The sequence below is a fragment of the Mesorhizobium sp. M7A.F.Ca.MR.176.00.0.0 genome, from assembly GCF_004023165.1.
Lineage (GTDB): Bacteria > Pseudomonadota > Alphaproteobacteria > Rhizobiales > Rhizobiaceae > Mesorhizobium.
Window position 1 is genome coordinate 103,478 of the sequence record NZ_RZTC01000002.1, and the last position, 25,658, is coordinate 129,135.

Sequence of the window (25,658 nt, forward strand, 5' to 3'; positions counted from 1 at the left end):
GTGACGGGATCACCGCCGCGTCCAGAGGGAAAGAGGAGTAGAGAGTTATGACTTGGAACAAGCAGACCTTGATCAAAATGCTGATGACGGCCGTGAGCGGGGCAGCTGTTGTCAGTGCATCGCTTCCGGCCAGGGCGGCTGAGCCCATCACCTTGCACGCCTTGATGGAGGACGTGCCGGAAACCAAGATCATCGAAGCGCTGTTGCCCGAATTCGAGAAGCAGACCGGCATCAAGGTCGAGTTCGAGAAGATCGGCTATCCCGACATGCACGACAAGCTGGTGTCCCAGCTGACCGCGCCGCAGAGCTACTACAATGTGCTCGAGGTCGACTTCCTGTGGGCCGGCGAATTTCCGGCCGCCGGCTGGCTCGCCGATCTGAAACCCTTCGTCGAGAAATCCAAATACGATCTAGGCCCCTTCATTCCCTCGACGCTTGACCTGCTCGGCCGGACCAAGGATCAGCTGTTCCTGGTGCCCATGTACAACTACTCGATGGGCCTCCTCTACCGCACGGACCTGATTGGCGACGAGAAGCTCAAGGCCGCCTACAAGACGGCAACCGGCAAGGAACTCGCTTTGCCGACGACCCTCGACGACTATGTGGCGATTTCCAAATTTATGAAGGCCAATGCCGGCGTCGCCGGAGCCGCGATGCAGGGCCAGCGCGGCGATCCCAACAGCATGGAATTCTCCAACTACCTGTTCTCCGCCGGCGGCAGCTATCTCAATGCCGACGGCAAGGCGAGCCTCGACACGGCAGAGGCCAAGAAGGCGCTCGATCTCTATGTCGACAACATCCAGCATGGCGCCCAGCAGGGTGCCATATCGGCGACACTCGATGACACCATGCGCCTGATGTGCAGCGGTTCCGCCTTCAGCATGGTCACCTATTGGTGGATGCTGCCGCAGATGGACGATGCCGTGAAGTGTCCGACGGTCGCCGGCAAGGTCGGCCTGTCGGTGATGCCGGGTGGCCATGGCGAAAGCGGCGGTTGGGGCTGGGGCATTCCCAAGAACACGTCGCCGGAAGAGCAGGAAGCCGCATGGACCTTCATCCAGTGGGTGCAGAGCAAGGATGTTTCGGTGAAGCGCGCGCTCGAGGGCCACGCGCCGGTGCGCAGCGATGTCTATGCCGATGCGGCGGTGCTGGCGAAATATCCCTTCTACAAGACCGCCGAGGATGTGGTGGCGACCGGCAAGTCGTTTCCGATCTTCACCTATTCGGCGCAATACGAGGATCTGCTCGGTACCCAGCTCTCGCTGGCGGCTGGCGGCCAGGCGACATCGGACGCGGCGCTGAAGGCGGCTTCCGACGGCTTGCAGGGGCTCCTCGACAAATAGCGGTCCGGCTCGGCAAGGAGATCCGGCGCGGCGGTGCCAGCCGCGCCGGATCTTGTCAGACCCCGGATCTTGACGAGATCAGCAACCGACCAAGGCTCGGCCACGATGCACAATGCGATCAAAAAAGGATGGGCTGCCCGTGGCCGCGAGTGGCGGACCGGCTGGGCCTTTGCCTTGCCCGGCCTGTTGCTGCTGGCGATCGTGATGGGCTTTCCGCTGGCCTATGCCTGCATCCTCTCGATTTCCTCGATGACCTTGATCAAGCCGCAGCTTCTGCCGCTTGTCGGGTTCAAGAATTTCGCCTCGATGATCGGTGATGAGCTGTTCTGGAACGCGCTCTGGCTCACCGTGCGCTATTCGGCGGTGACGGTGGTCGGCGAGTTCGTGATCGGGCTCGGCATTGCCCTGATGCTCAACCGGACGGTCCGGATGAAGCCGGTCTATTTCGCGGTTCTGACCATTCCCATGGCGATGTCGCCGATCAGCGTCGCCCTGATCTGGCGCATGCTGCTCCAGCCCAATCTCGGCATCGCCAATCATCTGATGGAAACGTTCGGCCTGCCGCGCCTCGACTGGCTAGGCACGCCAGGCATGGCGCTCTGGACGATGGCGGCGATCGACATCTGGCAGCAAATGTCCTTCGTCGTGCTGATCCTCGCCGCGGGGCTCGCAGCTTTGCCGCGAGATCCCTATGAGGCGGCTGAAGTGGACGGCGCACGCGGCTGGCAGCAATTCTTCTACATCACCCTGCCGATGCTGCGGCCGGTCGCGGCGATCACCATCATCATCCAGCTGATCAACGAGTTCCGGACCTACGATCTGCCCTATGTCCTGACCAAGGGCGGGCCTGGCAACGCGACCGAAGTGCTGAGCTTCTTTGCCTATCGCCGTGCCTTTCTCGGCCTTTCGCTCAACGAAGGCGCGGCCGCCGCGTTCGTGCTGCTGCTGATCGTCCTTCTGCTCACCGTGATCTTCTTTGCCGTCCTCGAACGCTCGCAATCGGGAGAGGGCCGTAAGTAGGCTGTTAAGCCTTGAGCAATCTATACGGCCTATCCTGGCTTGCAGATTGTCGAGGGAACATGAAACGCAAGCCGCTTCTGCTTTTCGCCTTTCCGTTTCTCATTCTGGCGGTCCTGGCAGGGGAGCGCATGGCGACCTTGTTGCTGGGCACCTATCCAGCCAGCCCCACCGCATGGTGGATATGGCTTGAACTGCGCCCTCTGTCGACGGTGCTTTGGCAGCAGGTCGATGTCTGGCTGGGCAGCTCCATGGCTATCGACGCCGTCATTCTTGCCGCCGCAGCGATCGTCTGCTGGGTGGCATGCCACGCCAAAAGATCGGCATCCTCGTTCCTCGCCAACCACGTCGCCCTGATTTTCGCTGGCCTGATGATCGCCGTCGGCAGCCATTCGGAAACGGCAAGCACGATTGCCGAATTCACCTCGCCCAAGGGTCTTCCATATTCGCTGGCCGTCGATTTCACCTTGAAGAACAGCCTGGTGCTGCTTTTTGGCATCGTGGCCTGTGCCTACTGCCACATCGCCTTCCTCACTGAGGCGCGGGAGCGGTCCGTCCGGGCCATCCGCATCCTGGCGCTGCAGCGCGATCTGTAAACCGATCGCCACCTGCAACCCGCCCGCTCCGGGCTCTGCCGCGTCTAGTTGATCCGGCGATAATAGACCTTGCCGTCGGGCTGCTGGATGCGCTGGTAGTTGGAGCTTGGGGCAGGGGGCGACGCCGACGCGATTCTCCTCCTGGGTGCGGGCGCTTCGATGACGCCGGGTTCGCTCTCGCCGTCGAGGGCCTCGGGCGCTTGCGCCAGCGTGCTGGTGGCGATCTCGGACGGTTCTTCCGCGCCCGGCATGGCCTCGCCGCCGGCGACCGGCATACTCTGCCCCAGCCGGGCAATGCCGGCATCGATCTCGTTGAAGCTGCCTTGCAACTGGCTGTCCAGTTTCTCGAACCGGCTCTGAAAACCGTTGTTGACCGTGTCGAGCCGGGCCGCGATCCGCTGCTCGAACGCGCCGAGCTGCTCCAGCCGCGCTTCGACGAAACGCAGGTCGCTCATGCCCCGATAAAGATAGACCGCGGCCGCCATGTTGATGCCGGTGATCAGAAGCGCGCCACCGGCGACGATGACGCCGATCGTCTTTGCCTTGCTGAATTTCTCGGTGGCAACCGGTTCGCGCTGTTCCTGGTTTCCGATATCGATCGCCGGCATGTCCGGTTCGCTGATCATCGTCATTGGACCACCACCTTTGCGCCGACCGCGACGCGTTTGAAAAGATCGATCACATCCGTGTTGGTGAGACGAAAACAGCCCGATGTCCCCTCGAAGCCGACACCCGACGGGTCGTTGGTGCCGTGTATGCGGTAGAGCGTGTCGCGCCCGTCCCGCGACAGGTAGAGCGCCCTTGCGCCGAGCGGGTTGTAAGGGCCGGCGGGCACCATTTTCGGCAGCTCGGGCTGGCGGGCCCGCATTTCCTGCGGCGGGCGCCACTCCGGCCATTCGGTCTTCGCCCCGACCTTGACGATGCCGGTCCAGCCGAACCCGTCGCGCCCGACGCTGATCTGGTAGCGCAGCGCCTGGCCCTGGCGGGTCACCAGGTAAAGCGCCTTCTCGTCCTTGCGGATGACGATCGTGCCCGGCTGCTCGGCGGTCGCGAAGGCAACGGCCTTGCGCAGGCTGGGTCCCATCGCCGGCAGCGGCGGCCGCTCCGAAAGCGCTGATCGCGCCTCGGCGAAGTCGTGGACGGACAGCGCCAGCGCCACGCCGAGCACGCAGGCGCCGGCGAGCTTCGGGGCGATCCGATATCTATCGGGCAGCGTCATCGAGCCGCTCTTTGAACATCCGCTTCAGATCCTTGTTGAAGCGCGCCCGCCCATCCACTTCGGAAGGCGGGATAGCCCTGTTCAGCGCATCGGTCAGGAGCGCGTTGTCGAGCGCGACCGACTTGATGTGCGGCGCCTTGAAGATCTTTTCGAGCTCGCTGCGCGAAAAATGGTTCCCGAACCATTTGCGCTTGTGCTTGTTGGCGACCAGCGTGATGCTGACCGCATTGCCGCGCAGCTCGCGGATCTTCTTGTAGAGCCGCTTGCCCTGCCGCAGCGACGCGACATTGAGTTCGAACACGATGAAGATCTCGTCGCTCGTCGACAGCACGGAATCGTGCCAGGGCGTTTCCAGATTGGGCAGGTCGATGACGATGTCGTCGAAGCGGTAGGCGACGAGGTCGAGCAGCCGGAAGACGAAATCGCTGCCATGCGGCTCGAACGGCAGTTGCGGCCGCTCGAACGCGTAGAGGGTGAGGCCGGACGGGCGCGAAAGCTTGATGACATCCATCAATTCGACATCGAGCCGTTCCGGCTGGCCGATGATGCCGGCAAGGTCGAACTGGTTGAACAAATTGAGATAGGCGCCGCAATTGGCGCTCTGGAAATCGAGGTCGACGAGGCAGGTGGACGCTGCGCGCTCGGCCGATTTCGACGCCAGGAATTCGGCCGCCGACAACGCCAGCGTCGTCGCGCCGGCGCCGCCGCTGGCGCTGATGAAGGTGATGATCCGGCTCTTCGTTCCCTGGTTGCCGGTGTCGTGGAAGGTCACCGCATTGAGCAGCTCCTTGCCGTCGAGCGGCTTGTGCAGCCAGTCCGAGGCGTTCATGCGCACCAGCACACGCGTCTGCTCCGAGCTCAGCTCGTCGGAAACCGCGATCAGCGGCACGCTGGCCCACAGCGCGCGCGCCTCGACGATGCCGGGCCTGCCGAGCAACTCGCCATTGCCGAGATCGAGGATGACGATGCCTGGCCGCGTATCCGCCGGCGGCCCCTTGAGAAAGTCGCTCGTCTCGGAAACCCTGACGTCATAGATCGCCAGCGCATCGAGCCGCGTCGCCACATCGCGCTTGAAATTCGGATCCGACGAAAACAGCGCCACCTGCTTGCGCTTGGTCGGCGTAACCTTGGTGTCGATGGCATTCATGACGCGGTACTCTTCAGATCTTCGCCCGTGACCGTGCTCAGCATGGAGGGCATTGTGAGATTGTCGAACCCAAGCAGTCCGCCCAGAAAGAAGAACTCGAAGTCGATAGTCTTCAGGCTAACGGTAATTGTCGGCACCGGCCCCCCCAACCGGGTCTGATAGCCAAGGCCTGTGGCGCTGTAGGTGACCACTATGTTGTCGCGGTGCAGGCGCGGAAAGAAATGGCACATGCCGGGCCGCTGATTTGCCGCCAAAGCAGGACAGGCGTCGTCGTTGGTAACCGCTGTGTCGCCGCGAAAGATCCGGCTGAAATTGGCGGCGTTGAAGGCGCCGCCGTTGGTGCAACCTCCGGTCCCAGAGGTATATGTACAGACGAATGGGCCATAGGCGGCCGCCACCACCGGAGCGCCCGGTGTCGTCGTCGGCCCGGCTGTCGCAAGCGCGGTTGCAACCGGATCGGAGATCGACGCCAGACGGGCGCCGAGCTGAACGGCTTTTGTCGCCGCGTTCCATTGATACAGCGCATAACCGAAATCGACGAAGCCGAGCACAAGCGTAAACAGCAGAGTCGTTACGATCGCCATCTCCACCATCGCCGCGCCGTCCTCGGATTTTGCGAAGCTCCTCATCATGATCAGAACCGGATTAGCCGCTCCTCGTGAAGGCCGCCGAGGATAATCGGGCCGACGTCGATGATCGAGAGCATCCCGATCCCGGTGTATGGGTAGGTGCCGACCGCGCGGACGACGCAGACTTGTGTCGTCGTGGAGCGATACTTGGTCACGCCGGCCACCACGGCCTCTTGGCATTTGTTGTTCAAGGTCACCGTGACATCCGATTTCTTCCAGCCGATGAGACGCGCGGGTGGCGTTCCAGTCGCGTTGCCGAATACCGCGATGTTTGTTGCAACGCCCGCACAGTCGATTGCCGCCAGCCCGGCATCGGTATACAACTTGCTGTTGCAGCGTGCGGCGAAACGGGCACCATCCGTAAGCCCGGCCTCCATTAGCAGCTTTTCGTGGATAAGATTTCCGAACTCGAACACGCCTGCCGACAACATGAGCATCAGCGGCGCGATCAGCGCCATTTCGACGAGCGCTGTGCCGCGCCCATCGCGTTGAAATCTATTGAGATGATGGCCTAGCGTTGCGATCATCATCCTCACCGGTAAAGCTGGGCTTCGTCGCGGAGGAAATTATCAAGCGTATTCTGACCATCGTGACCGGTGATGTCGACCAGTTCAACCATCACGGAAGCATCATCCGACGCTGACATGACCGGTTCCGTAAGGAAGAAGCTGCCGAAGGCTTCGACCGGCAGATCGGTACTATGCCCGGACAAATCCTTGCCTGCAGCTTCGAGTGCATTGCAGTTCAGGATTGCACCATAGAGCAGACGCCGGTCCACCGACGTGACAGGTGGTTGGCAACCAGCCGACGGTGTTCCGAGCTCTCCACCTGTCGACGCGGTGCCCACTAACCCGGCTGATATCTCGTAACGGTAAACCTCATAGCGCGTCGGTTTGGTCGTATCCCATGAAGATGGATAGGCAGCGGAACCGAAGTTGGTGCTCCAATAGCCGGCGAAATCCCAATTTCCGTCGCCCATACGGCCCCCCTGATAGGGAGTTGTCGCATCGCGCGGAAGGCCCTTTGTTCCAGCCTCCGTGAACGAAAGCTGGTTCATGGCAGGGCATTGGTTTACGCTGCCTTTGACCTGTTTTGCCCCTTTTCGGACATTCGCGGAAGGACCGTATTCGGGGCTATTGAAGGTGCCTCCGGCTCCAATCCCAAAACGGACGTTGAAGGCGTCTTGCACAGGGCCAGCGTTCTGACCCGTCTTGGTCGAGACGCTCGCAGAACTGTAACAGCCAATTGGCTTCGATGTGGCGATGGTTTGCGCAAGAGCTTGGGCGCCGTTTCCCACACCTGACGGGGGCTCTAAAAAGCCGAAGTTACCTGGCCCGGCGGCGGCCCCGCTACCGACTTTCCTCAGTTCGATCAACCGACGATGCACGACCGGGTCAGAAACGGCCTGCGCCAATGTAAATCCGCCCGCCGAATTGGTCCCGTTCACCATCTCATAAGGGTTGCACATAAAGACAGGCGTGAAATCGCAGACCCCAGAGGTGAAGCCCGCGACGGCGACTGCCCCCACGTTGAAGCTGTTGCTGGCGCCGGACGACAAAAAGGAAGCCGGGAAGATTGCATCAAAGCCAGTCGGCGTGACAGTCACCTGGATGAACCGCGTTTGCCCTTCCCCCACGGCGGGATCGGCGTCCGCGAGATAAGTCGCCTGGTTGGCGACTGTTATCTGAGTGCCGTCCGCGGCAGGGATAGCTTTCAGAAAGCACCAGGAGATACTTTCGGCACTATTGCATCGCTGTGTGCCTCCCGGTTGGCCGGCCAATAGGATTCTTGGGCCTGCTGTAGAGAACTGGCTCTCATTGCGAACAAGCACGTCCATGGCGCGTTCGGCCCGCCCCCAGGCTCCGCTGCTTCCGTCCAGTTCGGCTGCCGCTGCAAGTGCAAAGCTGTCGGCGCCCTTCTGCAAATCATTGTGCAAATTGTTGACCCGGCTCATGTCGATCGCCAGCAGCGAAAAGCCGATGATCGCCGGCAGCGTGATGCTGACGAGGATGAGCGCTATTCCTCTCTGATCATTCCAGAAGGCACGAATGGTCCCCAACATGACCTTACTCTCTGCTTTCTTGCGCCAGAGCCCCTCGCATGCCCGGCGCCCTCCGCATCCTTCCGTTCAGTTCACTGCGTCACACCCGACCCACCCACATTGACCGTGATCGCTGGTGGTGGCGGCGGTGGTGGTGGAATTTTGTAGTTATTTGCAACAGCGGCGGCGCGCGCGCCGTCGCCTTCGATATGTGTGTTCCGGGACGCCGGGTTGAGCGGGTCGACCGTTTGCAGCATCGAATTGAATTTCTGCGTGTCGCCGGCGGCCAGGGTCACCGAATCATAGTGGTTCAGATAGTCCGCGGCGCAGCCCGACAGCGCGCCGGCGCAGAGGATGAGGATCAAGCCGCTATTTCTTGACATAGAGCATCTTGTCCTTCGATTTGAAGTCGAGCATGTGGCCATAGGGGCCGGTGACGCCTTCGCCCAGTTCATATTTGCGGACCATGTCCTTGGTCACTTCAAGCTGGCCGAGCACGAAGAATTCCGGATCGTTGGCGGGCCGTGTCTTGTCGAACGGTGTCGCCAGCTGCTCGCCGGGCTTCACCGGTCGCACGATATGCGGCGTGACGATCACCACCAGCTCGGTTTCTTCCTTCTGGTTGCTCGAACTGCGAAACAGCGTGCCGATGACAGGCACCTGGCCGAGCCACGGCACCTGGTCCTGGAGCTTGGTCGTCTTGCTCGAAAGAAGCCCGCCGACGGCGAAGCTCTGGCCGTCGCGCAGTTCGACGACGGTTGCCAGCTTGCGGTTGGTGAAGATCGGGTCGCCGGCGGTGGTGAAGCCGGTCAGGTCGCTGACTTCCGGCGCCAGGTTCATATGGATCTTGCCGTCGTCGAGTACGACTGGCGTGAACAGCAGATTGACGCCGAATTGCTTGTACACGATGCTTATCTCGCCGTCTTTGTCGAGGGTGCGGATAGGCACTTCGCCGCCGGCGTTAAAGCTGGCCTGCTCGCCGGAAAGCGTGGTGAGGTTGGGGTTCGCGAGCATACGCACCGCGCCTTTGGACTCGAGCGCCTCGATGATCAGATCGACCTTGATGTTGCTGTCGATGACGCGCGTGATCAGCGCTCCGAAGGGCGCCGAGTTGGACAGGAGGCCGCTGAGCAGGCCACCCGGCCCGAGCACCAGTCCGTCCTCGTCGACGGCAGCAACACCGGTACCGGTACGGGTCGTGCCACTGCCGTTCGTGCTCTTGATCGACACGCCGAGGTCGCGGCCGGTGTTGCGCTTGGCTTCCAGCACGCGCACTTCCAGATTGACCTGCTGGCTGTCGTCGACGATGACGGAGTTGATGACGGCGTCGGGGCCATATTGCTGCGCAACCGCCATGATAGCCGCCAGTGTGGCGCCGTCCTTGACATGACCGCCAAGCCTCACCCTGCCATTGACCGAGCCGACTTCGATGCGCGACTTGGGCGCCACCTGGCGGATCGCCTGCGCCATGTCGCTGACATCGACGCCGACCTCGATCTGAAGTGCGCCGAGCGAGCGCTTGTCCGTCGAAAAGAGGTTGACGGTGGTGGTGCCGGCGCCCTTGCCAATGACATAAAGCGTGCGGTCGGTCATTGGCTGCGCGTCGGCTATCTTCTCGTCGCCGACGACGATGTCACCCAGATTGGCACTGACCTGGATCGTTACCGATTGCGACATTGGCAGGAAAATACGATGGACGGCAGGGGTCGACACGTCGATGAAGCGGTCGGCCGCACCGGCCGCCAGGCTCGACAGCAACAGCGCCGCCATGCACGACAACGCGGCCGTCGCTATCTCTAACCAAGATCCCCGCATCCCCGTCCCCCACTTGCTGCCGGCGGCAGTTCGTTCCGTTTCGCCGCACTCTGTTATTGTTGTCGCGGCACGTCGTATGTTTCAAGCTTCACGCCCCGAAAAACGCCCACAGTAGCACGCGCCGGTGGTTCGGGTGTGACATATTTGACCACTTCCTTAACGACTTCCGGCGCCGCGACGGCCGGAGCCGGCTTGACCTTGCTCAACTGGTCGAGCTGACTTCCCACCCGGTCCACGGCCTGTGCCAATCCCGCGAGCTTGTCTTCGGCTCGCTTGCGCTCGGCCGCGGCCTCGGCTTCCGCTGCAGCCTTCTTGTCGAGTTCGGCCTGCCTTGCGGCGACATCTGCCGGCGTTTCGCCTGTCAGGTCGGAAAGCGTCACCCGCTCGGTCGTCTCGCCCTTGCTGGCTGCGGCCTGGCGCAGCGCCAGCGACAATTGGCCGGCGCCGGCCGCCAGCGTCAGCTTCTGCGCGTCCCTGGTGCTGGCCTCCAGCGTCACGGACTTCACCACCGTCGGGCTGTCCTTGCTTTCGTCGGCCACCTGGTCGACGGCGAGCACCTTCATGCTCTGCAGCAGCACGTCGACAAAACTCCTGTCTTGTCCATCATCACCCCGCACCGTGCGTGTCAGCAGCACATCGACACGGTCGCCGGGGAAGACGAAGCCGGCGACACCGAGCACATCGTTGACGCGAATGGACACGGCCTTCATGCCTTCGCCGAGCACCGCCGAAAGCGTGGCGCGCTGGCCGGGGCCGGTAATCTTGGTAGCAAGAATCGGCTCATTGACACCTATCGCTTGCAGTGCCTGCTTGGCGCCGTCGCCAGCTAACAGGTCTTTCGTTGTCTTGAACGCCCCGGCCGGAACCGCACCCGCAGGCCAAGCGACCTCGCGTAATTTATCCGCGCTCAGCGCATCGCCGAACTTCAGCGGCATTGCCGCAACGACGACTGTGCTGCTCTGGATGGCGCCCGATTGGGCCATGGCGCTTCGCTGGCCAGCCAGCCAGATATTGACCAGAACCACGGCCAGGACCCCGAACACGCCGGCGAGCACGATCATGATAAGTGTGTTGGCGCGCATAGCCCAAACCCCAAAAAGGCAGCAGAACGACCGAAGTGACCTGAGTGATTTCAGGCCCGGATCTGGTCCGGGCCTGAGATCCACAAACTAATCAGCTGCCGATACCGGTGACGGCGTTGCAGCCACCAACTGTCGATGCTTCCAGCGCGGTGCAGAGACCGGCGAATCTGCCGTTCACCCATCCGCCGATGGCGAGGACAGTCATGATCGAGGCGACGGCAATGATGCCGATAAGGATGGAATATTCGACCATGGCAGCGCCGTTCTCATCGTCGCGGAACTGCCGGGTCATCGTCATGAGCTTGTTCATGTCAATTTCTCCCTTTGGAGGTTGGAACCCGACGAGACAGAGCAAAGGATGAAATCCATACCCAAGCATCCCCCGTCATCTCGATCCTAGGTCCCGAGAAAACGCAGAGTCAAACGAGATTAAGGGTTCCTTAACTTTCATGTACATGATTCGGAAAGAATATTACAGTTCCGGATGTAGACAACAGCTTGATTCCTTTCATTTTTCAAGCGCCTTAACCATTCGTTCACAATTTGGCCGCGGATGTGGCAGGATTGAGGAAGCATTAGTAATAATGCATATTCCTTTATATCTAAGGGTTTATCGGTGTCTTCCGGGCGGTTTTGGCCCCAAAATCGGACGAGGCTGGAAAGCGATGCCGACGCTCTGACCACGAACCGGCAGCTGCACCAAATAAGGCCGTTATTACAGGCTTCTGATCTTAACTATGTAGAAAGTATTGAGGGTACGACAGCCACCTGGGCGCTTGTGCCTCCCGTGGTTAACAGTTAGTTTCCGCTAATGAGGGACTAGGGGGAGTATAAGCGACTATGTTGGGGCGGTTCATCAAGGGGCCTGGCGAACAGCAGGTAGCGGCAAAGACCGATCAGCTGGCGGTGCAGCCTGTTGCTCCGGCTCTTTCGCCAGCCGCTGATATTGAATCGCATGGCGACGATTTCTTGACGCTCAAGGTCGAGCTGCATCGCCATTTGATCGATCGGTTCAATCTGACCGCGCTTGAAAATGCTTCCAAGGATGAGATTCTGAATGAGATCCGCCCCATCGTGCGGGAGTTCGTGCGCGGTCGCACCGTTCCCCTTAACGCGCGCGAACTCGACCAACTGACCAGCGACACCGCAGACGAGATGCTGGGTCTCGGGCCGATCGAACCGCTGCTCAAGGACGATTCGATCACCGACATCATGATCAACACCCACAGGCGCGTCTTCATCGAGCGGCGCGGCATGATTGAAGAGACGGCAATCCGTTTCCGCGACGAGGCGCATCTGTTGCGGGTCATCAACAAGATCGTTTCGGCCATCGGCAGGCGTGTCGATGAATCTTCGCCGATGGTCGATGCGCGGCTGGAAGACGGTTCGCGCGTCAACATTGCGGTGCGGCCGGTCTCGGTCGACGGCCCTCTGGTGTCAATCCGCAAATTCTCCAAGAATCCCTATTCGCTCGAACGTTTGATGGCTTTCAATTCCATCCGGCCGCCGATGATCGAGCTGCTGCGGATCGCCGTGCAGGCGCGCAAATCGATCCTGGTTTCGGGCGGCACCGGCAGCGGCAAGACCACCTTGCTCAATGCGTTGTCGAGCTACATCCCCTCGAAGGAGCGGCTGATCACCATCGAAGATGCGGCCGAGCTGCAATTGCAGCAGCCGCATGTCGGCCGGCTGGAGACACGCCCGCCCAATGTCGAGGGTCGGGGCGAGGTGCGCCAGCGCGAATTGCTGAAGAACGCGCTTCGCATGCGGCCGGATCGCATCATCGTCGGCGAGGTGCGCGGCGAGGAAGCCTTCGACATGCTGCAGGCGATGAACACCGGCCACGAAGGCTCGATGACGACAATCCATGCCAACACGCCGCGCGATGCGATCTCGCGGCTGGAGCAGATGGTCGGCATGGCCGGCATGCCGATGACGCATGAGTCAATCCGCGCGCAGATCGCCTCCGCCATCGACATCATCGTCCAGACACAGCGTCTTTCGGACGGCGGCCGGCGTGTCACCTCCATATCGGAACTGACCGGCATGGAGGGTAATGTCGTGCAGCTCCAGGAAATCTATCATTTCGTCCGCCGTGAGGTGACAGCCGAGGGCAAGGTCATCGGAGATTTTCGCGCCACCGGCGTTCGTCCGCGCTTCGCTCCGGAGGCCGCGACGCTGGGGCACCATTTTGCCAAGGACGCCTTCAACCCGCAGGTTGCCCTCTGATGCCGACGGGTCAAGCTCTGCTCTATTTCATCTACATGCTGGCGGCAGCCTCGGTCATTCTCGCCGGCGAAGCCTTTTATCTTTCCTTTGCCGGCCGCCGCTCCCGGTCTCTAGCAGTCAATCGCCGATTGAAGCGGCTCGCTGGCGACGTCCCGGCCGAACAAACGTTGCAGGGATTGCTGCGAGAGCGCGGGCTCACGGACTCCGGCGATTTTCTTTTCGGTATGGTCTGGCTGAACAGGCTCTATACCCAGTCCGGCATCACCGGGAATCCCCTGACCTTCGCCGCAACATTTCTGCTCGCAGGGCTGGCGATGGCGCTGCTGCTGGTATTCTTCAATTTTTCGGCCTTAGCGTCGCTTCTTATCTTTCTGGTCGTAGGGCTTGTCCTGCCGCTTCTCGTCCTCCGGCGCGCCCGCAACAAGCGAATTCGGAAATTTGCCAAACAGCTTCCGGATGCGCTCGACATGATCGTTCGTTCGCTGCGCGCCGGACATCCGGCTTCGATCGCGATCGGTCTGGTCGCGCGCGAAATGCCCGATCCGCTCGGCACCGAGTTCGGCATCGTCTCCGATGAGATCACCTTTGGTCTCAGCATCGAGCAGGCCGTGCGAAAGCTTTCGCAGCGGGTCGGCTTCGAGGGCCTTCAACTGCTATCGGTATCGCTGTCGATCCAGGCCAAGACGGGCGGCAATTTGACCGAAATTCTGGCCAATCTTTCCTCGGTTCTGCGTGAACGACAGAAACTACGAATGAAAATCAGGGCGCTTTCGGCCGAAGGTCGCGTCTCCGCGTGGATCATCTCCTTGTTTCCTGTTGTGATGTTCTTCGCACTTCAAATCCTTGCCCCGGCCTACTACGGAGCCGTCTGGAGCAACCCGCTCATCTTCCCGATATTCCTGATTTTTGGGTTGTGGGCGCTGCTTGGCGACTTCATCATGTACCGGATGGTTACGTTCGATTTTTGACCGGGAGCGACGAAAGAAATTGTTTTCGAACATTCAGGACCTGGGCTTCTTGGTATCCATTGCCGTCTTTGTGGCGGCGGTGTCCCTCTTCCTGTTCGGTGCGCTTATCTTTCTCCCGGCTCTGCAGACACGAAAGCTAGTCGCGCAGAGCCTGATGGGCGAAGGAATTACAGACCGCCGATCGATGCTCGGACAAGACCAGCTTGCCAAGCTTGCGGCGCAACGGCCGGTCGATGCCTACTTCAAGTCGATGGAGAAAGAGCGCGATGAGCCAAACGCTTTGGAAGCGAAGCTGTTTCGCGCCGGCTTTTATCAATCAAGCGCACCGCTGATTTATACGCTGTGCCGCCTTGCCGCGGTCTGCGTCGGTTTTCTGGCGATGTATGCACTCCTGTCACGGGTTCTGCCGCCGCACCTGCCAGGTTTCATCACCTTTGCTGGTTCTGCCGTGTTCGGCCTCGCCTGCATCGTGCTTCCCGCCATTCTGCTCGACCGTTTCGAGAGCAGCCAGAAACAGATCTATCGCCGGGCTTTCCCCGACTTCATGGACATGATGATCACCTGCGCCGATGCCGGCATGAGCCTGGAGGGGGCAGTCGAACGCGTCAGCCATGAAATGGCCGCCACCCACAAATGGCTGGGAATACAGCTGTCGATCATGAATCTGCAGTTGCGTGCTGGCAAGCCGTTGCGGGAAGCGCTGCGCGAACTCTCGGATCGCATCGGACTTGACGAGGCGCGGGCATTGGCTGTCCTGTTCCGTCAATCGGAAGAACTCGGCACCAGCCTCACCGATGCCTTGCGTGTTTATAGCGCCGAGATGCGTGGCCAGAGAATTCTGAGTGCGGAGGAACGCGCCAATTCTCTACCGGTAAAGATGATGATTCCGTTGGGGCTTTGTATCTTCCCTGTGGTTATGATGGTTATCATGCTACCGGTGATCATCCGCATGAGGGGCATTATCTTCTAATTGCGTGTATGATCTGATTCTAATATGAGGTCCGGGACCCTTGGGGGAATCTGTATGAAGAGGGCTATCGCGGCGGCGTTCTGCCTGTTGACGGTTTTGCTTGCCGGCTGCCAGACGGACGCCACTGACGGTGTCGTTCGCACCAACGAGCCGTCGAAGGGCGACGTGACGTCTTTTGGCGATGCTTTCGATGGGCTGAAAACGGTCAGCGACGTCGAATACTATGCCTCGGACCAGGCCGTTGCCGAAGCCAAGAATCAGTTCCGTGCCGAAAATTACGGCAATGCCGGCGCTCTGTTCTTCAAGGCGACGCAACTGGCGCCCAATGATGGTAACGCCTGGATGGGACTGGCCGCCTGCACCGACCGGATCCACCGCTTCGACTTGTCCGACAAGGCCTATGCCAAGGCCTTCAAGCTGGTCGGCGCGACGCCCGAATATTACAACAATGTCGGCTATTCCTACCTGCTGCGCGGCAAGCTGCAGGATGCGCGTTCGAACTTCCTCAAGGCTTACGAACTGGCGCCCAACGACCCGACCGTCGCCAACAATCTGAAGCTTTTGTCGTCAAGCGTGCAGAACGTCGAGCGCTAGCATGCTGCTCGTCGAGGCGCTGCTGCTGAAGGTGCTTGCCATCCCTCTGCTGGCAAGGATTGGCTGGATCGACTTCAAGACGCAGAAGATTTCCAATCGCGACGTGCTGCTGCTGCTCTGCCTGGGCGCCGGGGGCCTGCTGCTGCTGTCGCTCCAGTCCGGCTCGTGGTGGGACATGGGGCTGAGTGCTCTCGCCGGCCTTCTGCTGTTCGTTGCGCTCTTACCCTTCTGGGTCTTGCGCAAGATCGGCGCCGGCGATGTCAAGCTGCTGGCCGTCGTGCCATTCCTGATCAGCGGCAGCGCCCTCGCGGTGTTTTCAGTGCTGCTTCTGGTTTTCGCCCTGGCCACCGCGGTTATCGTGAAAAACCCGTTCATGCTGCCCGCGGGTGCTTTTCGGCTTGTCGTCCAGCATCTGGACCGCAAGGGCGTGGTGCCATTCGGCGTGCCGATCTCGCTGGCCGCGATCTGTACGCTGGCGTTCCTGATCTACAGGAGTTTGATGGTCACGAGCAGCTCTGGAATCCTCAACCAGCTCAACTGACCCTGACATCTCACGCGGCTGAATTCGTCGCGTGGGAGATTTGACAGAGCATCAACGAAAAACCCGCCTGTGCGGCGGGTCACTGGCGCAAATCAGCACCATAGGCAAAAATGTACCATAGCTGAGTGCAGCGAGTCAAGAAAAAATTCCTATCGTCTGACGCTGCCTGCGCCGCTGCGCTCCGTTCAATCCCGCAGCAGATCGAACATCAGCTTGAAGAAGCGGTCGGCGTCGACCTCATGGGCGATGCGGGCATTGTCCTTTTCGCCGCGCTCGCCCCAGTAATCGGCGATGGTCGCGCCGAAGGCGTAGGTGCCGGACAGATCGACGCCGATATGGGCAGGGCGCGTGCGCACCAATGTCGGGTCGATGGCCAGCGCCAGCGCCAAGGGATCGTGCATGGCGCCGCCGACGCCCATCGAGTTGCGGTGCAGCTTCTCGTAGAACAGCAGCCAGTCGTTGACGAGCCGGCCGAGCGGCGTGTCGATGGTGGCGAGTTCGGCATATTGCGGCGCCTCGACCAGCACCTGCATGGTGACGTCGAGGCCGACCATCAGGATCGGCACGCCGCTGTCCAGAACGATCTTCAGCGCTTCGGGATCGCAGAACGCATTGAACTCGGTCGGCGTGATGATCTCGCTCTTGCGGTAGAACACGCCGCCCATCCAGATCAGCTCCTTGATCTTGGGCAGCACGTCGCGATGCTTGAGGATCATCAGGCCGATGTTGCTGAGCGGGCCGGTGGCAACGACCAGGATCGGTTCGGGCGCGGCGCGCAGTCTGTCGGCCAGGAAATCGACGGCGTGCTGGTCAACCGGCTTGATCGTCGCCTGCGGCAGGTAGGGCGAGCCCTCGAGGCCGCTCGGGCCGTCGGCGGTGCCGAGCACCAGCGGGCGCGCCAGCGGGCGGTGACAGCCCTGCGCGACAGGCACGTCGCCGGCGCCGATATACTCCAGGATGCGCAAGGCATTGGCGGTCGTCTTCTCGACTTCCGCATTGCCGCAGGTCGTGGTGACGCCGATGAGTTCGATGGCCGGCGAGCGGTGCGCCATGACCAGCGCAATGGCGTCGTCGTGGCCGGGGTCGCAGTCGAACAGGATAGGAGTTGGCTTGATCATCATGTCGTCTTTCACGCCGCCCGCTCGTAGCGCGCTATGGTCTTCTTGAAGCCGTCGAGGAAGCGCCGGCCGTCTAGGCCGGTGCAGATGCGGGTGGTCTTGGGCCCGCCGCCGGGCAGCAATTGCCGGCCGCGATAGGCGACGGTCTGGCCGCGCGCCAGCCTGCCGTCGAGGACGACGTCGGCGAACAGCGGCTCGGTCATCGTCGCCAGGCCAGGATCGAAAGCCAGCGCCACGGTGATCACGTCGTCCATCGGGAACCCGACCAGGTCGAAGAATTCGCGCCAGATGTCGATGTAGATCGGGAAGCTGTCGGCGATCATCTCCAGGACGGGATTATCCCTCGCGACGGCCTGCATGTCGGCAATGTCGTCGCGCGTCAGCATCGAATCGGCGACGCGGTTGTCCTCGCAGATGTCGAGCGGCACGAGGATCTTCTCGACATCGGCGTTCAGCACGATGCGCGAAGCCTCCGGATCGGCCCAGATGTTGTACTCCGACAGGGGCGTGATGTTGCCCGGCGTCTGGAAATTGCCGCCGAGCACGATCAGCCGTTTGAGTGCGCCGGTCAATCCCGGCTCCTGCAACAGCGCCATGGCCGCATTGGTCAGCGGGCCGGTCGTCACCAGCGTGATCTCGCCCGGATTGGCCATGACCGTGCCGATGATGAAATCGACCGCATGTCCCGACGTGGCTTGCCGCACCGGCGTCGGCGCCGGCGGGTTGAACTTCTTCAGGCGATCGCCGAAACGGGCAACGAGCCGTTTTTCGAAATGCACCGGCGCCTCCATGTCGGCCTTGGCGTTGCCGACGATCGGCCGCCACGCGCCGGCGTGAACCGGGATATCGTCGCGCCCGGCGAGCGTCAGCGTGTTGAGGACGACGTTGGTGACCTGCTCGATCGGGCCGGCGGCACCGGTCACAGTGGTCACGCCCTCGAGCCGCAGCTTCGGACTGACCGCTGCAAACAGCACGGCGAGAATATCGTCGCCGGCCGAATCCACGTCGAGGATTATGCGTTCCATAAAGGCTTCCTTCACTGGGGATTTTTGCCGCCGGGTTCGGCGTTCTTGTCCACCGACAGCAGCTTACGCATCGATTCCAGCGTCTCCGCGATAATCCTCGGACGCGCCCGGTAGGACAGCGCGAACAATGCGATCAGCGCGACGACATAGGGGACGGTGAGAACCAGGTAGGAGGGATAGCCGAACGTCTGCAGGCGCAACGAAAAAGCATCCGCAAAGCCGAACAGCAGGCAGCCGGCCAGCACCTTCAGCGGATCGCCGTTGGAAAAGATCAGGATCGCCACCGCCATGAAACCGCGGCCCGACGACATGTTTTCGGTGAACATGGTGATGTAGCCGAGCGACAGATGAGCGCCGGCGAGGCCCGCCAGCAATCCGCACAGCAGCGACGCGATGTAGCGGACGCGGGTGATCGAGATGCCAAGCGCCTCGGCGGCTTCCGGTTTTTCGCCGACGACGCGGATATAGAGGCCGAGCCGCGTCCGATTGTAGCACAGAACCAGTAGCGGCACGGCGATGAAGGCGACATAGACGAGTGGCGTGAAGCCGGAGATCAGCGGCGCCCATGAGCCGAGAAGGTCGCGGGCACCGGGCAGCTGGACTTTCGGCAGGCCGACGATGCCGTGACCGACGATCGAACCGCGCGTGCCGAAGATCGCTTTCATCAGCGAGATCGTCATGCCGCCGGCCAGGATGTTGAGCGCCAGCCCGACGACCACTTCATTGGCCTTGAAGCTCACCACCAGGACAGCAAAGACCAGGGCGAAGACGAGCGCCGCCGCGACGCCGCAGGCGACGCCCGCCAGCGCGGAACCGGTCCAGATCGACCCGAGGACGGCAAAGAAGGCGCCGACCAGCATCTGCCCCTCGAGGCCGATGTTGAAGATGCCGGCCTTGGTGGTGAACGAGCCGCCGAGCGCGACCAGAAGGATGGGCGCGGTGGTGCGAAGCGTCGCCGCGATCAGCGCGACGTTGATGAGCTTGTCTAGAATTTCCATCGCCGCTCCCCTGCCTGGCTGTCGCCGCGCTTTCTCACCAGCACCTGGGCCGACACGCTGAGGATGATCAGGGCCTGGATCACGGTGATGATCTCGCGCGACGCGCTGGTATCGACCTCGAGCAGCAGCGATCCGTTGCGCAGCGCGCCGAAGAACAGTGCGGTGAAGATGGTGGCGACCGGCGAGCCATTGGCGAGCAGGGCGGCGATCAGCCCATCGAAGCCGAAACCGGGAGCAAACCCTTCCATGAAACGATGATGGACGCCGAGCGTCTCGACACCGCCGGCCAGCCCGCCGACGGCCCCCGAAAGCAGCAGGACCAGGAAACCCTGCCGTTTCACGTTGACGCCGCCATATTCGGCGAATTTCGGCGCCGACCCGACCATCGTGACGCCGTAACCCCATTTGGTGTAGCGGAAGACAAGGGCTGCGCCGACCGCCAGCACCAGGCCAATGACCAGGCCCCAGTTCAACCGCGAAAAGGTGAAGATCTCCGGCAGATAGGATGTCGCCAGGATCGGCGGCGTCTCCGACCAGCCACCCGGCCGCTTGAACAGGAAGATGGTGAAATAGGACGTGAGCAGCACCGCCACGTAGTTCGACAGGATCGTCGAGACGACTTCGTTGGTGTTGTAGCGGGCGCGGAAGTAGGCGGGGATGGCGACCCAGGCCGCGCCTGCCACCACCGCGAGCGCCAGTGCCGCCAGCGTGTGGATGCCTGCGGGCAGGGGCATGGCAAAGCCGACCCACGCGGCGGCGAAACCGCCGAGGAACAGCTGGCCTTCGATGCCTACGTTGAACATGCCGCCGCGCAGGCCGATGCAGGCGGCGACACCGCAGATCAGGATCGGCGTCGTCTGCAGCAAGGTCCCGGCGATCTTCTCCTGATCGCCGAAGGCGCCGCGCAACAGCGTCATGAACACACGCACCGGGCTTTCGCCGACCATGAGGATGATGATCGCGCCCATCAGCAGCGCCACGCCGACGGCGATGATCTGGCCGGAAACGGCACGCAAATGGTCTGTCATGATGCGGTCTCCGCGGCGAATTCCGGCGCGGCCACGCCTGCCATCATCATGCCGATGCGCTCCTCGTCGGCCTCGTCGCCGGCGACCTCGCCCATGATCCGCCCGTTGAACATCACCAGGATGCGGTCGGCAAGGGCGGCCAGTTCGTCGAGCTGCACGGAAATCAGCAGGATTGCGCGGCCGGCGGCGCGCTGGCGCATGATCTCGTCATGAATGGCCTCCTGGGCGCCGATGTCGACGCCGCGCGTCGGCTGGTCGATCAGCAGGAAATCGGCGCCGTTGGTGAATTCGCGCGCCAGAACGACCTTCTGGATGTTTCCCCCCGAAAGCCGCTTGACCGCATCGCCCGGTCCGCGCGCGCGAATATCGAAGCTCTTGATCAGCGTTTCGGCGTTTTGATTTATGGCATTCCAGTTGAGCATGCCGGCGCGGCTCCATGGGGCGCGATGCTGGCGGCCCATCAGGGTGTTGGCTGCTATCGAAGCGTTGCGATCGACCCCGCGCACCATGCGGTCGCCTGGAACATGGGCGAGGCCTGCCTGGCGGATCGCGGAGGGGGAGAGCGCGGTGAGATTCCGGCCCTTCAGCCACGCCCCGCCATGGCTTGCCGGTCGCAAGCCCGAAAGCACTTCCGCCAGCTCCGTCTGTCCATTGCCGGCCACACCCGCGATCCCCACCACCTCGCCGGAGCGGACGGTGAAACTGGCATCGCGAAGAGCCGGCAGCCGGCGATCGTCGCGCGCCCACAGATCCTTGACTTCGAGCACCACGTCGCCGTGCAGCGAAGCGCGCGGCCGGCGGTCGAAGCTCACCTCGCGGCCGACCATCATGTGCACCAACTCGTCCTTGCTGAGCTCGGCCGTCGGCCGGGTCGCCACCTTCCTGCCGTTGCGCAGCACCGTCACCGTGTCAGACACTTCCATCACCTCTTCCAGGTGATGCGAAATGAAGATCACCGTCATGCCTTCGGCCACGAAGCTGCGCAGTGTCTGGAACAGTTCACGGCTTTCCTGCGGCGTCAGCACGGCGGTCGGTTCATCGAGGATGATGGTGCGCGCGCCGCGCACCAGGACCTTAAGGATTTCGATGCGTTGCTCTATGCCGACCGAGAGCAGCCCGACGCGCTCGGTCGGATCGACCTGCAGGCCGAAGCGCTTCGACAGGTCGCGCGTGCGCGCAATTTGTGCGGCGTGGTCGATCAGGCCATGGCGACGGATTTCCATACCGAGAAAGACGTTGTCGGCAACCGAGAGCGAGGGAACCAGCTTGAAATGCTGGTGAACCATGCCGAGGCCGGCCTTTATCGCCACGGACGGGTCGGCGATCACGATCTCTTCACCGTTCAGCCGGATCGAGCCTTCGTCCGGCTGCAAGAGGCCGAACAGGATGTTCATCAGCGTCGTCTTGCCGGCACCGTTCTCGCCGATGATGGCGTGGATCTCGCCGCGGCAGACCGCAAGGTCGATGCCGTCATTGGCGACGAATGCGCCAAAACGCTTGGTGATGCCAGTCAACTCGACGGCCATCGCGGCATTGCTGTGGAGGGTCGGCGACCCCGGCGTGTTCGACAACGTGGCTCTCGCAGATTGGACACTGATCCGCCGCGGCAAGCCGCGGCGGATCAGTGTAGCGCTTTCTTGGGAGGGAGGCGCTGTTGTTGGCTTACTTTGCCTTGGCGATCACGATCTTGCCGTCGACGATGCCCTTTTTGATCTCGTCCAGCTTGGCGGTCACGTCAGCGGGGATCTTTGGGGCAATATCATCGCAGACCTTGACCTCGACACCGCCCGAGGCGAGGTCGAAAGTGCGGGTGCCGGCGGTGATCTTGCGGCCCTCGACCTCATCCTTGATCAGCGTGTAGACGGCGATGTCGCCGCGCTTCAGCATGCTGGCGAGCACATTTCCGGGAGCCGAGCCGCACATGTCGATGTCGACGCCGATCGAATATTTGTCGACCGCGGCACTTGCCTGCATCACGCCTTCACCCGTCGGGCCGGCGACGTTGTAGACAATATCGGAGCCTTGGCCGTAAAGCGCCTGGGCAAGTTCGCTTCCCTTGGCCGGGTCGTCGAAAGTTCCGGCGAAGACGGAGTTTACCTTGACGTCGGGCGCGGCATATTTGGCGCCTTGCTCGTAGCCGCCCAGGAAGTTGCGGATCACCGGGATATCTCGGCCGCCGACAAAGCCGATCGCCTTGCCGTCGCCGATCTTGTCGAAGGCGGTGCCCTTGGCTTCGATCATGCCGGCAAGTGCACCGGCCACGAAGGATCCCTGCTCCTCGGCGAAATTGGCGTAGATCATCTTGGGGTTGTCGAGGACGCCATCGATGAACACGAAGCGCTGGTCGGGATATTCGGCGCTGACCTTTTGCAGCGAGTCCACCAGCTCCCAGCCCATCACGAAGATGAGGTCGTACTGCTTGCCCTTGGCAAGATTCTCGAACTGCTGCTGGTAGTCGAGCGCGCGATTGCCGGTGTCGACCAGCTTGAGGTCGATGCCGAAATCGGTCTTGGCCTTGTTGAGGCCGTTGACGATCGAAACGCCAAAACCCTGTGCAAAATATCCCGAGATGGCGGCCACGGAAACCTTGGCCTGTGCGGCGGCCGGTCCGAACGAAATGGCAAGCATCGTGCCGGCCAGAAATAAACTCTTGAGCGCCCTTTTCATGTCATTCCCCTTCAGCTTTTTTCAGCTTTCGAAGCCACGCTTTGACCATCCCCCACATATCGCCGTAACAACGGCGAGTTCGTTGATGGTCATATGAGTTTAGGAGCGGCTTAACAGGCTGTCAATCGTCATCCGATGCAGTTTTCTTGGCCCTTCGCCCACGTGCTCGACGTCTGCGCTTGACAAATGTCGACGGGCATAATTGTTGATACTCTAATGAGTTTTCATGAACGACGGGATGAAGGAAGCGAAACAATGCCGGCTGTGGTGGTCAGGAAATTTCTGGTTCAGGTCGAAGAGATATTCCATGAGGGCGGACCCCACGCGGCACGCCCGCTCAAGCGAGGCGCGGTCGTCGCGGTCATCGCCAACCCTTTTGCCGGACGCTATGTCGAGGAGATCACCGGCTTCATGGAAGACCTGAAGCCGCTCGGTCTCGATATGGCCCGGCGCCTGATCGACGCCATTGGTGAAGGCGGCCAGGCCATCGAAGGCTATGGCAAGGGTGCCATAGTCGGCGCCACCGGCGAGCTTGAACATGGCGCGCTCTGGCACAATCCGGGCGGCTACGCGATGCGCGAACTGCTCGGCAATGCCAAGGCGATCGTGCCTTCGACCAAGAAGGTCGGCGGCCCCGGAACGCGCATCGATATCCCGATCACGCACATAAACGCCTCCTATGTGCGCAGCCATTTCGATGCGATCGAGATAGGCATTGCCGATGCGCCGCGCGGCGACGAAATGGCGGTCATCCTGGCGATGACCACCGGCGCACGCGTCCATGCACGGGTCGGTGGCCTTGCTGCCGCCGACATCAAGGGCGAGGACGGATTGCGATGAGCCCGGAAATTCGCCGCATCATCACCATCGTCGAGGAAACCCGGATCGAAGGCGGACGGCCCGTCGATCCGCCGACGCGGCGTGCCGCAGCCATTGCGGTGATCCGCAACCCCTATGCGGGTACCTATGTCGAGGACCTGTCGGCACTGAGCGCCATAGGCGAAGCCTTGGGCGATATCTTGCCCAGGCGCGCGGTCGCTGCTCTGGGCATTGCCGGCGACCGGGTCGAGAGCTTCGGCAAGGCCGCCGCCGTCGGCGCAGATGGCGAGCTCGAACATGCCGCCGCCATCCTTCATCCAAAGCTCGGCGCCCCGTTCCGCGATGTGCTCGGCAAGGGCGCCGCGCTCATTCCTTCATCGAAGAAGCGCGGCGGCCTCGGCGTGCCGCTCGATATTCCGCTCGGTCACAAGGATGCGGCGCGGGTGCGCAGCCATTTCGACGGCATGGAGGTTCGTGTTCCCGACGCACCGCGTGCCGACGAGATCGTCGTCGCTATCGCCGTCACCGATTCCGGCAGGCCGCACCCGCGCGTCGGCGGGCTGACCAAGGACAAGATTGTCGGGATTGACGGCGTCGGCTGACCGTCAGGCCGCCAGGATTTCCGGCACCCGGAGCGCCGGAGGCGTATTTCTGCTCCGGCCGGTCCGCACCACGCCGTCGATGACGACCATTCCAATGCCTGGAAGATTGCCGAGCGCCACGCTGTCGAGCAGCCCGTCGCCGGCGCCGCCGATCGCCTGGTCCATGAAGATCAGGTCGGCGGCGCGACCGACCTCGATCAAACCGCGATCGTCCAGTCTGCGCACGCGCGCCGTGTTGCCGCTGGCAAGACAGAACGCCACTTCCGGCGCGATGCCGCCCAGCGAAGCCAGCATGGTGAGCGTCCGCAGGATGCCGAGCGGCTGCACGCCGGATCCGGCCGGGCTGTCGGTGCCGAGGATGACGCGCGAAAGTTCGCCGCGCTGCCTTGCCAGGTCGAGCACGAACAGTCCGGTGCGCAAATTGCCGTTATGGACGATTTCAAGCGCCCTCGAGCCCTTCTCGCAGATCTGCCGTATTTCCGCGTCGGGCAGGGCGGTTGGCCCGCCATTGACGTGGGCGACAATGTCGGCGTCGACCTCCAGCACGACATCCGCGCCGATGCGGCCGGAGCCGGGCAGCGACGGGCCGCCCGTGTGGGTCATCGAGGTCATGCCGTATTTGCGCGCCCAGGCGATCATCTGCCGGCCGGTCGGCCCATCCTTGACGCCGCCAAGCCCGACCTCGCCGACAAGCGTCACGCCGGCCTCGGCGAGACTGCGGAAGTCTTCCTCGGTAAGGCCGGGTTCCAGGATCGGTGCCCCGGCCAGGATCTTCATGCCGTTCGGACGGAAGTTGGAGAAGGTGCGTTGGGCAGCGATCGCCAGCGCCTTCAGCCCGACCAGGTCGCGCGGTCGGCCCGGCGTGTGGACTTCCCCCGCCGAGATCATGGTGGTGACGCCGCCATGCACGGTCGAATCCATCCAGCCGATCTGGTTCTGCCGAGGCGTCCAGTCGCCGGCCACCGGATGGGCGTGGTTGTCGATAAGACCCGGCGCGACCGCGCAGCCCATCGCATCGATGACCGTCGCCGCGCTGCCGCCATCAATGTCGCCTGCCTTGCCAATGCCGGTGATACGTCCATCGGTCACGACGATGGTGTCGGCGTCGATGATCGGTTGTGCTAGATCGCCACTCAGCATGAGACCGATATTGCGGACGACGAGCGTGTTGGCAGACGACTGGAGGTCGGACGACATCGGTTCTCACTTT

At 62.1% G+C, this 25,658-nt stretch carries 27 protein-coding genes; 10 read left to right on the forward strand and 17 right to left on the reverse strand.

The genetic code is table 11. The features are described 5' to 3' along the window. The first annotated feature begins 47 nt into the window (after positions 1–47). The 3 genes from EOB59_RS01390 (at position 48) to EOB59_RS01400 (ending at position 2,956) form a co-directional block, all read left to right on the forward strand. Positions 48–1,343, forward strand: coding sequence for a sugar ABC transporter substrate-binding protein (locus EOB59_RS01390; RefSeq protein WP_128287461.1), 1,296 nt, complete (start codon positions 48–50; stop codon positions 1,341–1,343). Between the two features lie 105 nt (positions 1,344–1,448). Beyond that, a complete protein-coding gene (locus EOB59_RS01395; RefSeq protein WP_127395315.1) occupies positions 1,449–2,363 on the forward strand; it encodes a sugar ABC transporter permease in 915 nt (304 codons plus the stop codon). 59 nt (positions 2,364–2,422) lie between these two features. Then, positions 2,423–2,956 (forward strand): hypothetical protein, encoded by a 534-nt coding sequence (locus tag EOB59_RS01400; RefSeq protein WP_128287462.1) that lies wholly within the window; start codon positions 2,423–2,425, stop codon positions 2,954–2,956. A gap of 44 nt (positions 2,957–3,000) precedes the next feature. Here EOB59_RS01400 and EOB59_RS01405 read toward each other — a convergent pair whose 3' ends face one another. The 10 genes from EOB59_RS01405 to EOB59_RS01450 all read right to left on the reverse strand — a co-directional run bounded on the left by EOB59_RS01405 (position 3,001) and on the right by EOB59_RS01450 (position 11,199). Beyond that, a complete protein-coding gene (locus EOB59_RS01405; protein WP_128287463.1) occupies positions 3,001–3,588 on the reverse strand; it encodes a hypothetical protein in 588 nt (195 codons plus the stop codon). Continuing rightward, positions 3,585–4,175 carry a L,D-transpeptidase gene (locus EOB59_RS01410; protein ID WP_128287464.1) on the reverse strand — a complete coding sequence of 197 codons (591 nt, stop codon included), beginning with the start codon at positions 4,173–4,175 and terminating at the stop codon, positions 3,585–3,587. The genes EOB59_RS01405 and EOB59_RS01410 overlap by 4 nt, the downstream gene beginning before the upstream one ends. Further along, positions 4,159–5,322, reverse strand: coding sequence for an AAA family ATPase (locus tag EOB59_RS01415; RefSeq protein WP_127807812.1), 1,164 nt, complete (start codon positions 5,320–5,322; stop codon positions 4,159–4,161). The genes EOB59_RS01410 and EOB59_RS01415 overlap by 17 nt, the downstream gene beginning before the upstream one ends. Beyond that, the gene (locus tag EOB59_RS01420) at positions 5,319–5,954 is read right to left on the reverse strand and encodes a TadE/TadG family type IV pilus assembly protein (protein WP_127807811.1); all 636 of its coding nucleotides are present in this window, start codon (positions 5,952–5,954) and stop codon (positions 5,319–5,321) included. The genes EOB59_RS01415 and EOB59_RS01420 overlap by 4 nt, the downstream gene beginning before the upstream one ends. Before the next feature lie 2 nt (positions 5,955–5,956). Then, a complete protein-coding gene (locus EOB59_RS01425; RefSeq protein ID WP_245486494.1) occupies positions 5,957–6,478 on the reverse strand; it encodes a TadE/TadG family type IV pilus assembly protein in 522 nt (173 codons plus the stop codon). A gap of 5 nt (positions 6,479–6,483) precedes the next feature. Beyond that, positions 6,484–8,013, reverse strand: a complete 1,530-nt coding sequence (locus EOB59_RS01430; protein WP_127807809.1) for a pilus assembly protein TadG-related protein — start codon at positions 8,011–8,013, stop codon at positions 6,484–6,486. Between the two features lie 71 nt (positions 8,014–8,084). Continuing rightward, positions 8,085–8,357, reverse strand: a complete 273-nt coding sequence (locus EOB59_RS01435) for a hypothetical protein (RefSeq protein WP_245486495.1) — start codon at positions 8,355–8,357, stop codon at positions 8,085–8,087. A gap of 4 nt (positions 8,358–8,361) precedes the next feature. Beyond that, positions 8,362–9,807, reverse strand: a complete 1,446-nt coding sequence (locus EOB59_RS01440) for a type II and III secretion system protein family protein (RefSeq protein ID WP_128287466.1) — start codon at positions 9,805–9,807, stop codon at positions 8,362–8,364. 53 nt (positions 9,808–9,860) lie between these two features. Continuing rightward, positions 9,861–10,889, reverse strand: coding sequence for a Flp pilus assembly protein CpaB (gene cpaB, locus EOB59_RS01445; RefSeq protein WP_127807806.1), 1,029 nt, complete (start codon positions 10,887–10,889; stop codon positions 9,861–9,863). Positions 10,890–10,980: 91 nt separating this feature from the next. Beyond that, on the reverse strand, positions 10,981–11,199 hold the full coding sequence (locus EOB59_RS01450; RefSeq protein ID WP_128287467.1) for a Flp family type IVb pilin: 219 nt from the start codon (positions 11,197–11,199) through the stop codon (positions 10,981–10,983). A gap of 530 nt (positions 11,200–11,729) precedes the next feature. Here EOB59_RS01450 and EOB59_RS01455 point away from each other — a divergent pair. From EOB59_RS01455 to EOB59_RS01475, 5 genes are read left to right on the forward strand one after another with little or no spacing between them, the layout of a single operon-like run. Further along, on the forward strand, positions 11,730–13,118 hold the full coding sequence (locus tag EOB59_RS01455; RefSeq protein WP_128287468.1) for a CpaF family protein: 1,389 nt from the start codon (positions 11,730–11,732) through the stop codon (positions 13,116–13,118). A 35-nt stretch (positions 13,119–13,153) separates the two neighbouring features. Beyond that, entirely contained in the window at positions 13,154–14,086 is a 933-nt protein-coding gene (locus tag EOB59_RS01460) for a type II secretion system F family protein (RefSeq protein ID WP_245486497.1), read from the forward strand. A 19-nt stretch (positions 14,087–14,105) separates the two neighbouring features. Further along, positions 14,106–15,056, forward strand: a complete 951-nt coding sequence (locus EOB59_RS01465; protein ID WP_128287469.1) for a type II secretion system F family protein — start codon at positions 14,106–14,108, stop codon at positions 15,054–15,056. A 54-nt stretch (positions 15,057–15,110) separates the two neighbouring features. Next, positions 15,111–15,650, forward strand: a complete 540-nt coding sequence (locus tag EOB59_RS01470; RefSeq protein WP_128287470.1) for a tetratricopeptide repeat protein — start codon at positions 15,111–15,113, stop codon at positions 15,648–15,650. Position 15,651: 1 nt separating this feature from the next. Next, the gene (locus EOB59_RS01475; RefSeq protein WP_128287471.1) at positions 15,652–16,191 is read left to right on the forward strand and encodes a prepilin peptidase; all 540 of its coding nucleotides are present in this window, start codon (positions 15,652–15,654) and stop codon (positions 16,189–16,191) included. A gap of 185 nt (positions 16,192–16,376) precedes the next feature. On the opposite strand, the gene EOB59_RS01480 is transcribed toward EOB59_RS01475, so the two are convergent. The 6 genes from EOB59_RS01480 to EOB59_RS01505 form a co-directional block, all read right to left on the reverse strand. Next, a complete protein-coding gene (locus EOB59_RS01480; protein ID WP_164895546.1) occupies positions 16,377–17,324 on the reverse strand; it encodes a nucleoside hydrolase in 948 nt (315 codons plus the stop codon). Further along, a complete protein-coding gene (locus tag EOB59_RS01485) occupies positions 17,321–18,334 on the reverse strand; it encodes a nucleoside hydrolase (RefSeq protein WP_127396271.1) in 1,014 nt (337 codons plus the stop codon). The genes EOB59_RS01480 and EOB59_RS01485 overlap by 4 nt, the downstream gene beginning before the upstream one ends. Before the next feature lie 11 nt (positions 18,335–18,345). Beyond that, the gene (locus tag EOB59_RS01490) at positions 18,346–19,332 is read right to left on the reverse strand and encodes an ABC transporter permease (RefSeq protein WP_128287472.1); all 987 of its coding nucleotides are present in this window, start codon (positions 19,330–19,332) and stop codon (positions 18,346–18,348) included. Continuing rightward, positions 19,320–20,360 carry an ABC transporter permease gene (locus EOB59_RS01495; protein ID WP_128287473.1) on the reverse strand — a complete coding sequence of 347 codons (1,041 nt, stop codon included), beginning with the start codon at positions 20,358–20,360 and terminating at the stop codon, positions 19,320–19,322. Before EOB59_RS01495 ends, EOB59_RS01490 begins: the two co-directional genes overlap by 13 nt. Next, positions 20,357–21,931: an ABC transporter ATP-binding protein gene (locus EOB59_RS01500; RefSeq protein ID WP_164895548.1), complete on the reverse strand. Its 1,575-nt coding sequence runs from the start codon at positions 21,929–21,931 to the stop codon at positions 20,357–20,359. Before EOB59_RS01500 ends, EOB59_RS01495 begins: the two co-directional genes overlap by 4 nt. Before the next feature lie 91 nt (positions 21,932–22,022). Beyond that, on the reverse strand, positions 22,023–23,027 hold the full coding sequence (locus EOB59_RS01505; RefSeq protein ID WP_127267638.1) for a BMP family ABC transporter substrate-binding protein: 1,005 nt from the start codon (positions 23,025–23,027) through the stop codon (positions 22,023–22,025). 255 nt (positions 23,028–23,282) lie between these two features. On the opposite strand from EOB59_RS01505, the gene EOB59_RS01510 reads away from it, so the two are divergent. After that, entirely contained in the window at positions 23,283–23,867 is a 585-nt protein-coding gene (locus EOB59_RS01510; RefSeq protein WP_127396267.1) for an amino acid synthesis family protein, read from the forward strand. Continuing rightward, positions 23,864–24,448, forward strand: a complete 585-nt coding sequence (locus EOB59_RS01515) for an amino acid synthesis family protein (RefSeq protein ID WP_128287475.1) — start codon at positions 23,864–23,866, stop codon at positions 24,446–24,448. Before EOB59_RS01510 ends, EOB59_RS01515 begins: the two co-directional genes overlap by 4 nt. Before the next feature lie 3 nt (positions 24,449–24,451). Here the strand turns inward: EOB59_RS01515 and EOB59_RS01520 are convergent, their stop codons facing one another. Next, entirely contained in the window at positions 24,452–25,645 is a 1,194-nt protein-coding gene (locus EOB59_RS01520) for an amidohydrolase family protein (protein WP_127399212.1), read from the reverse strand. Positions 25,646–25,658 lie beyond the last annotated feature (13 nt).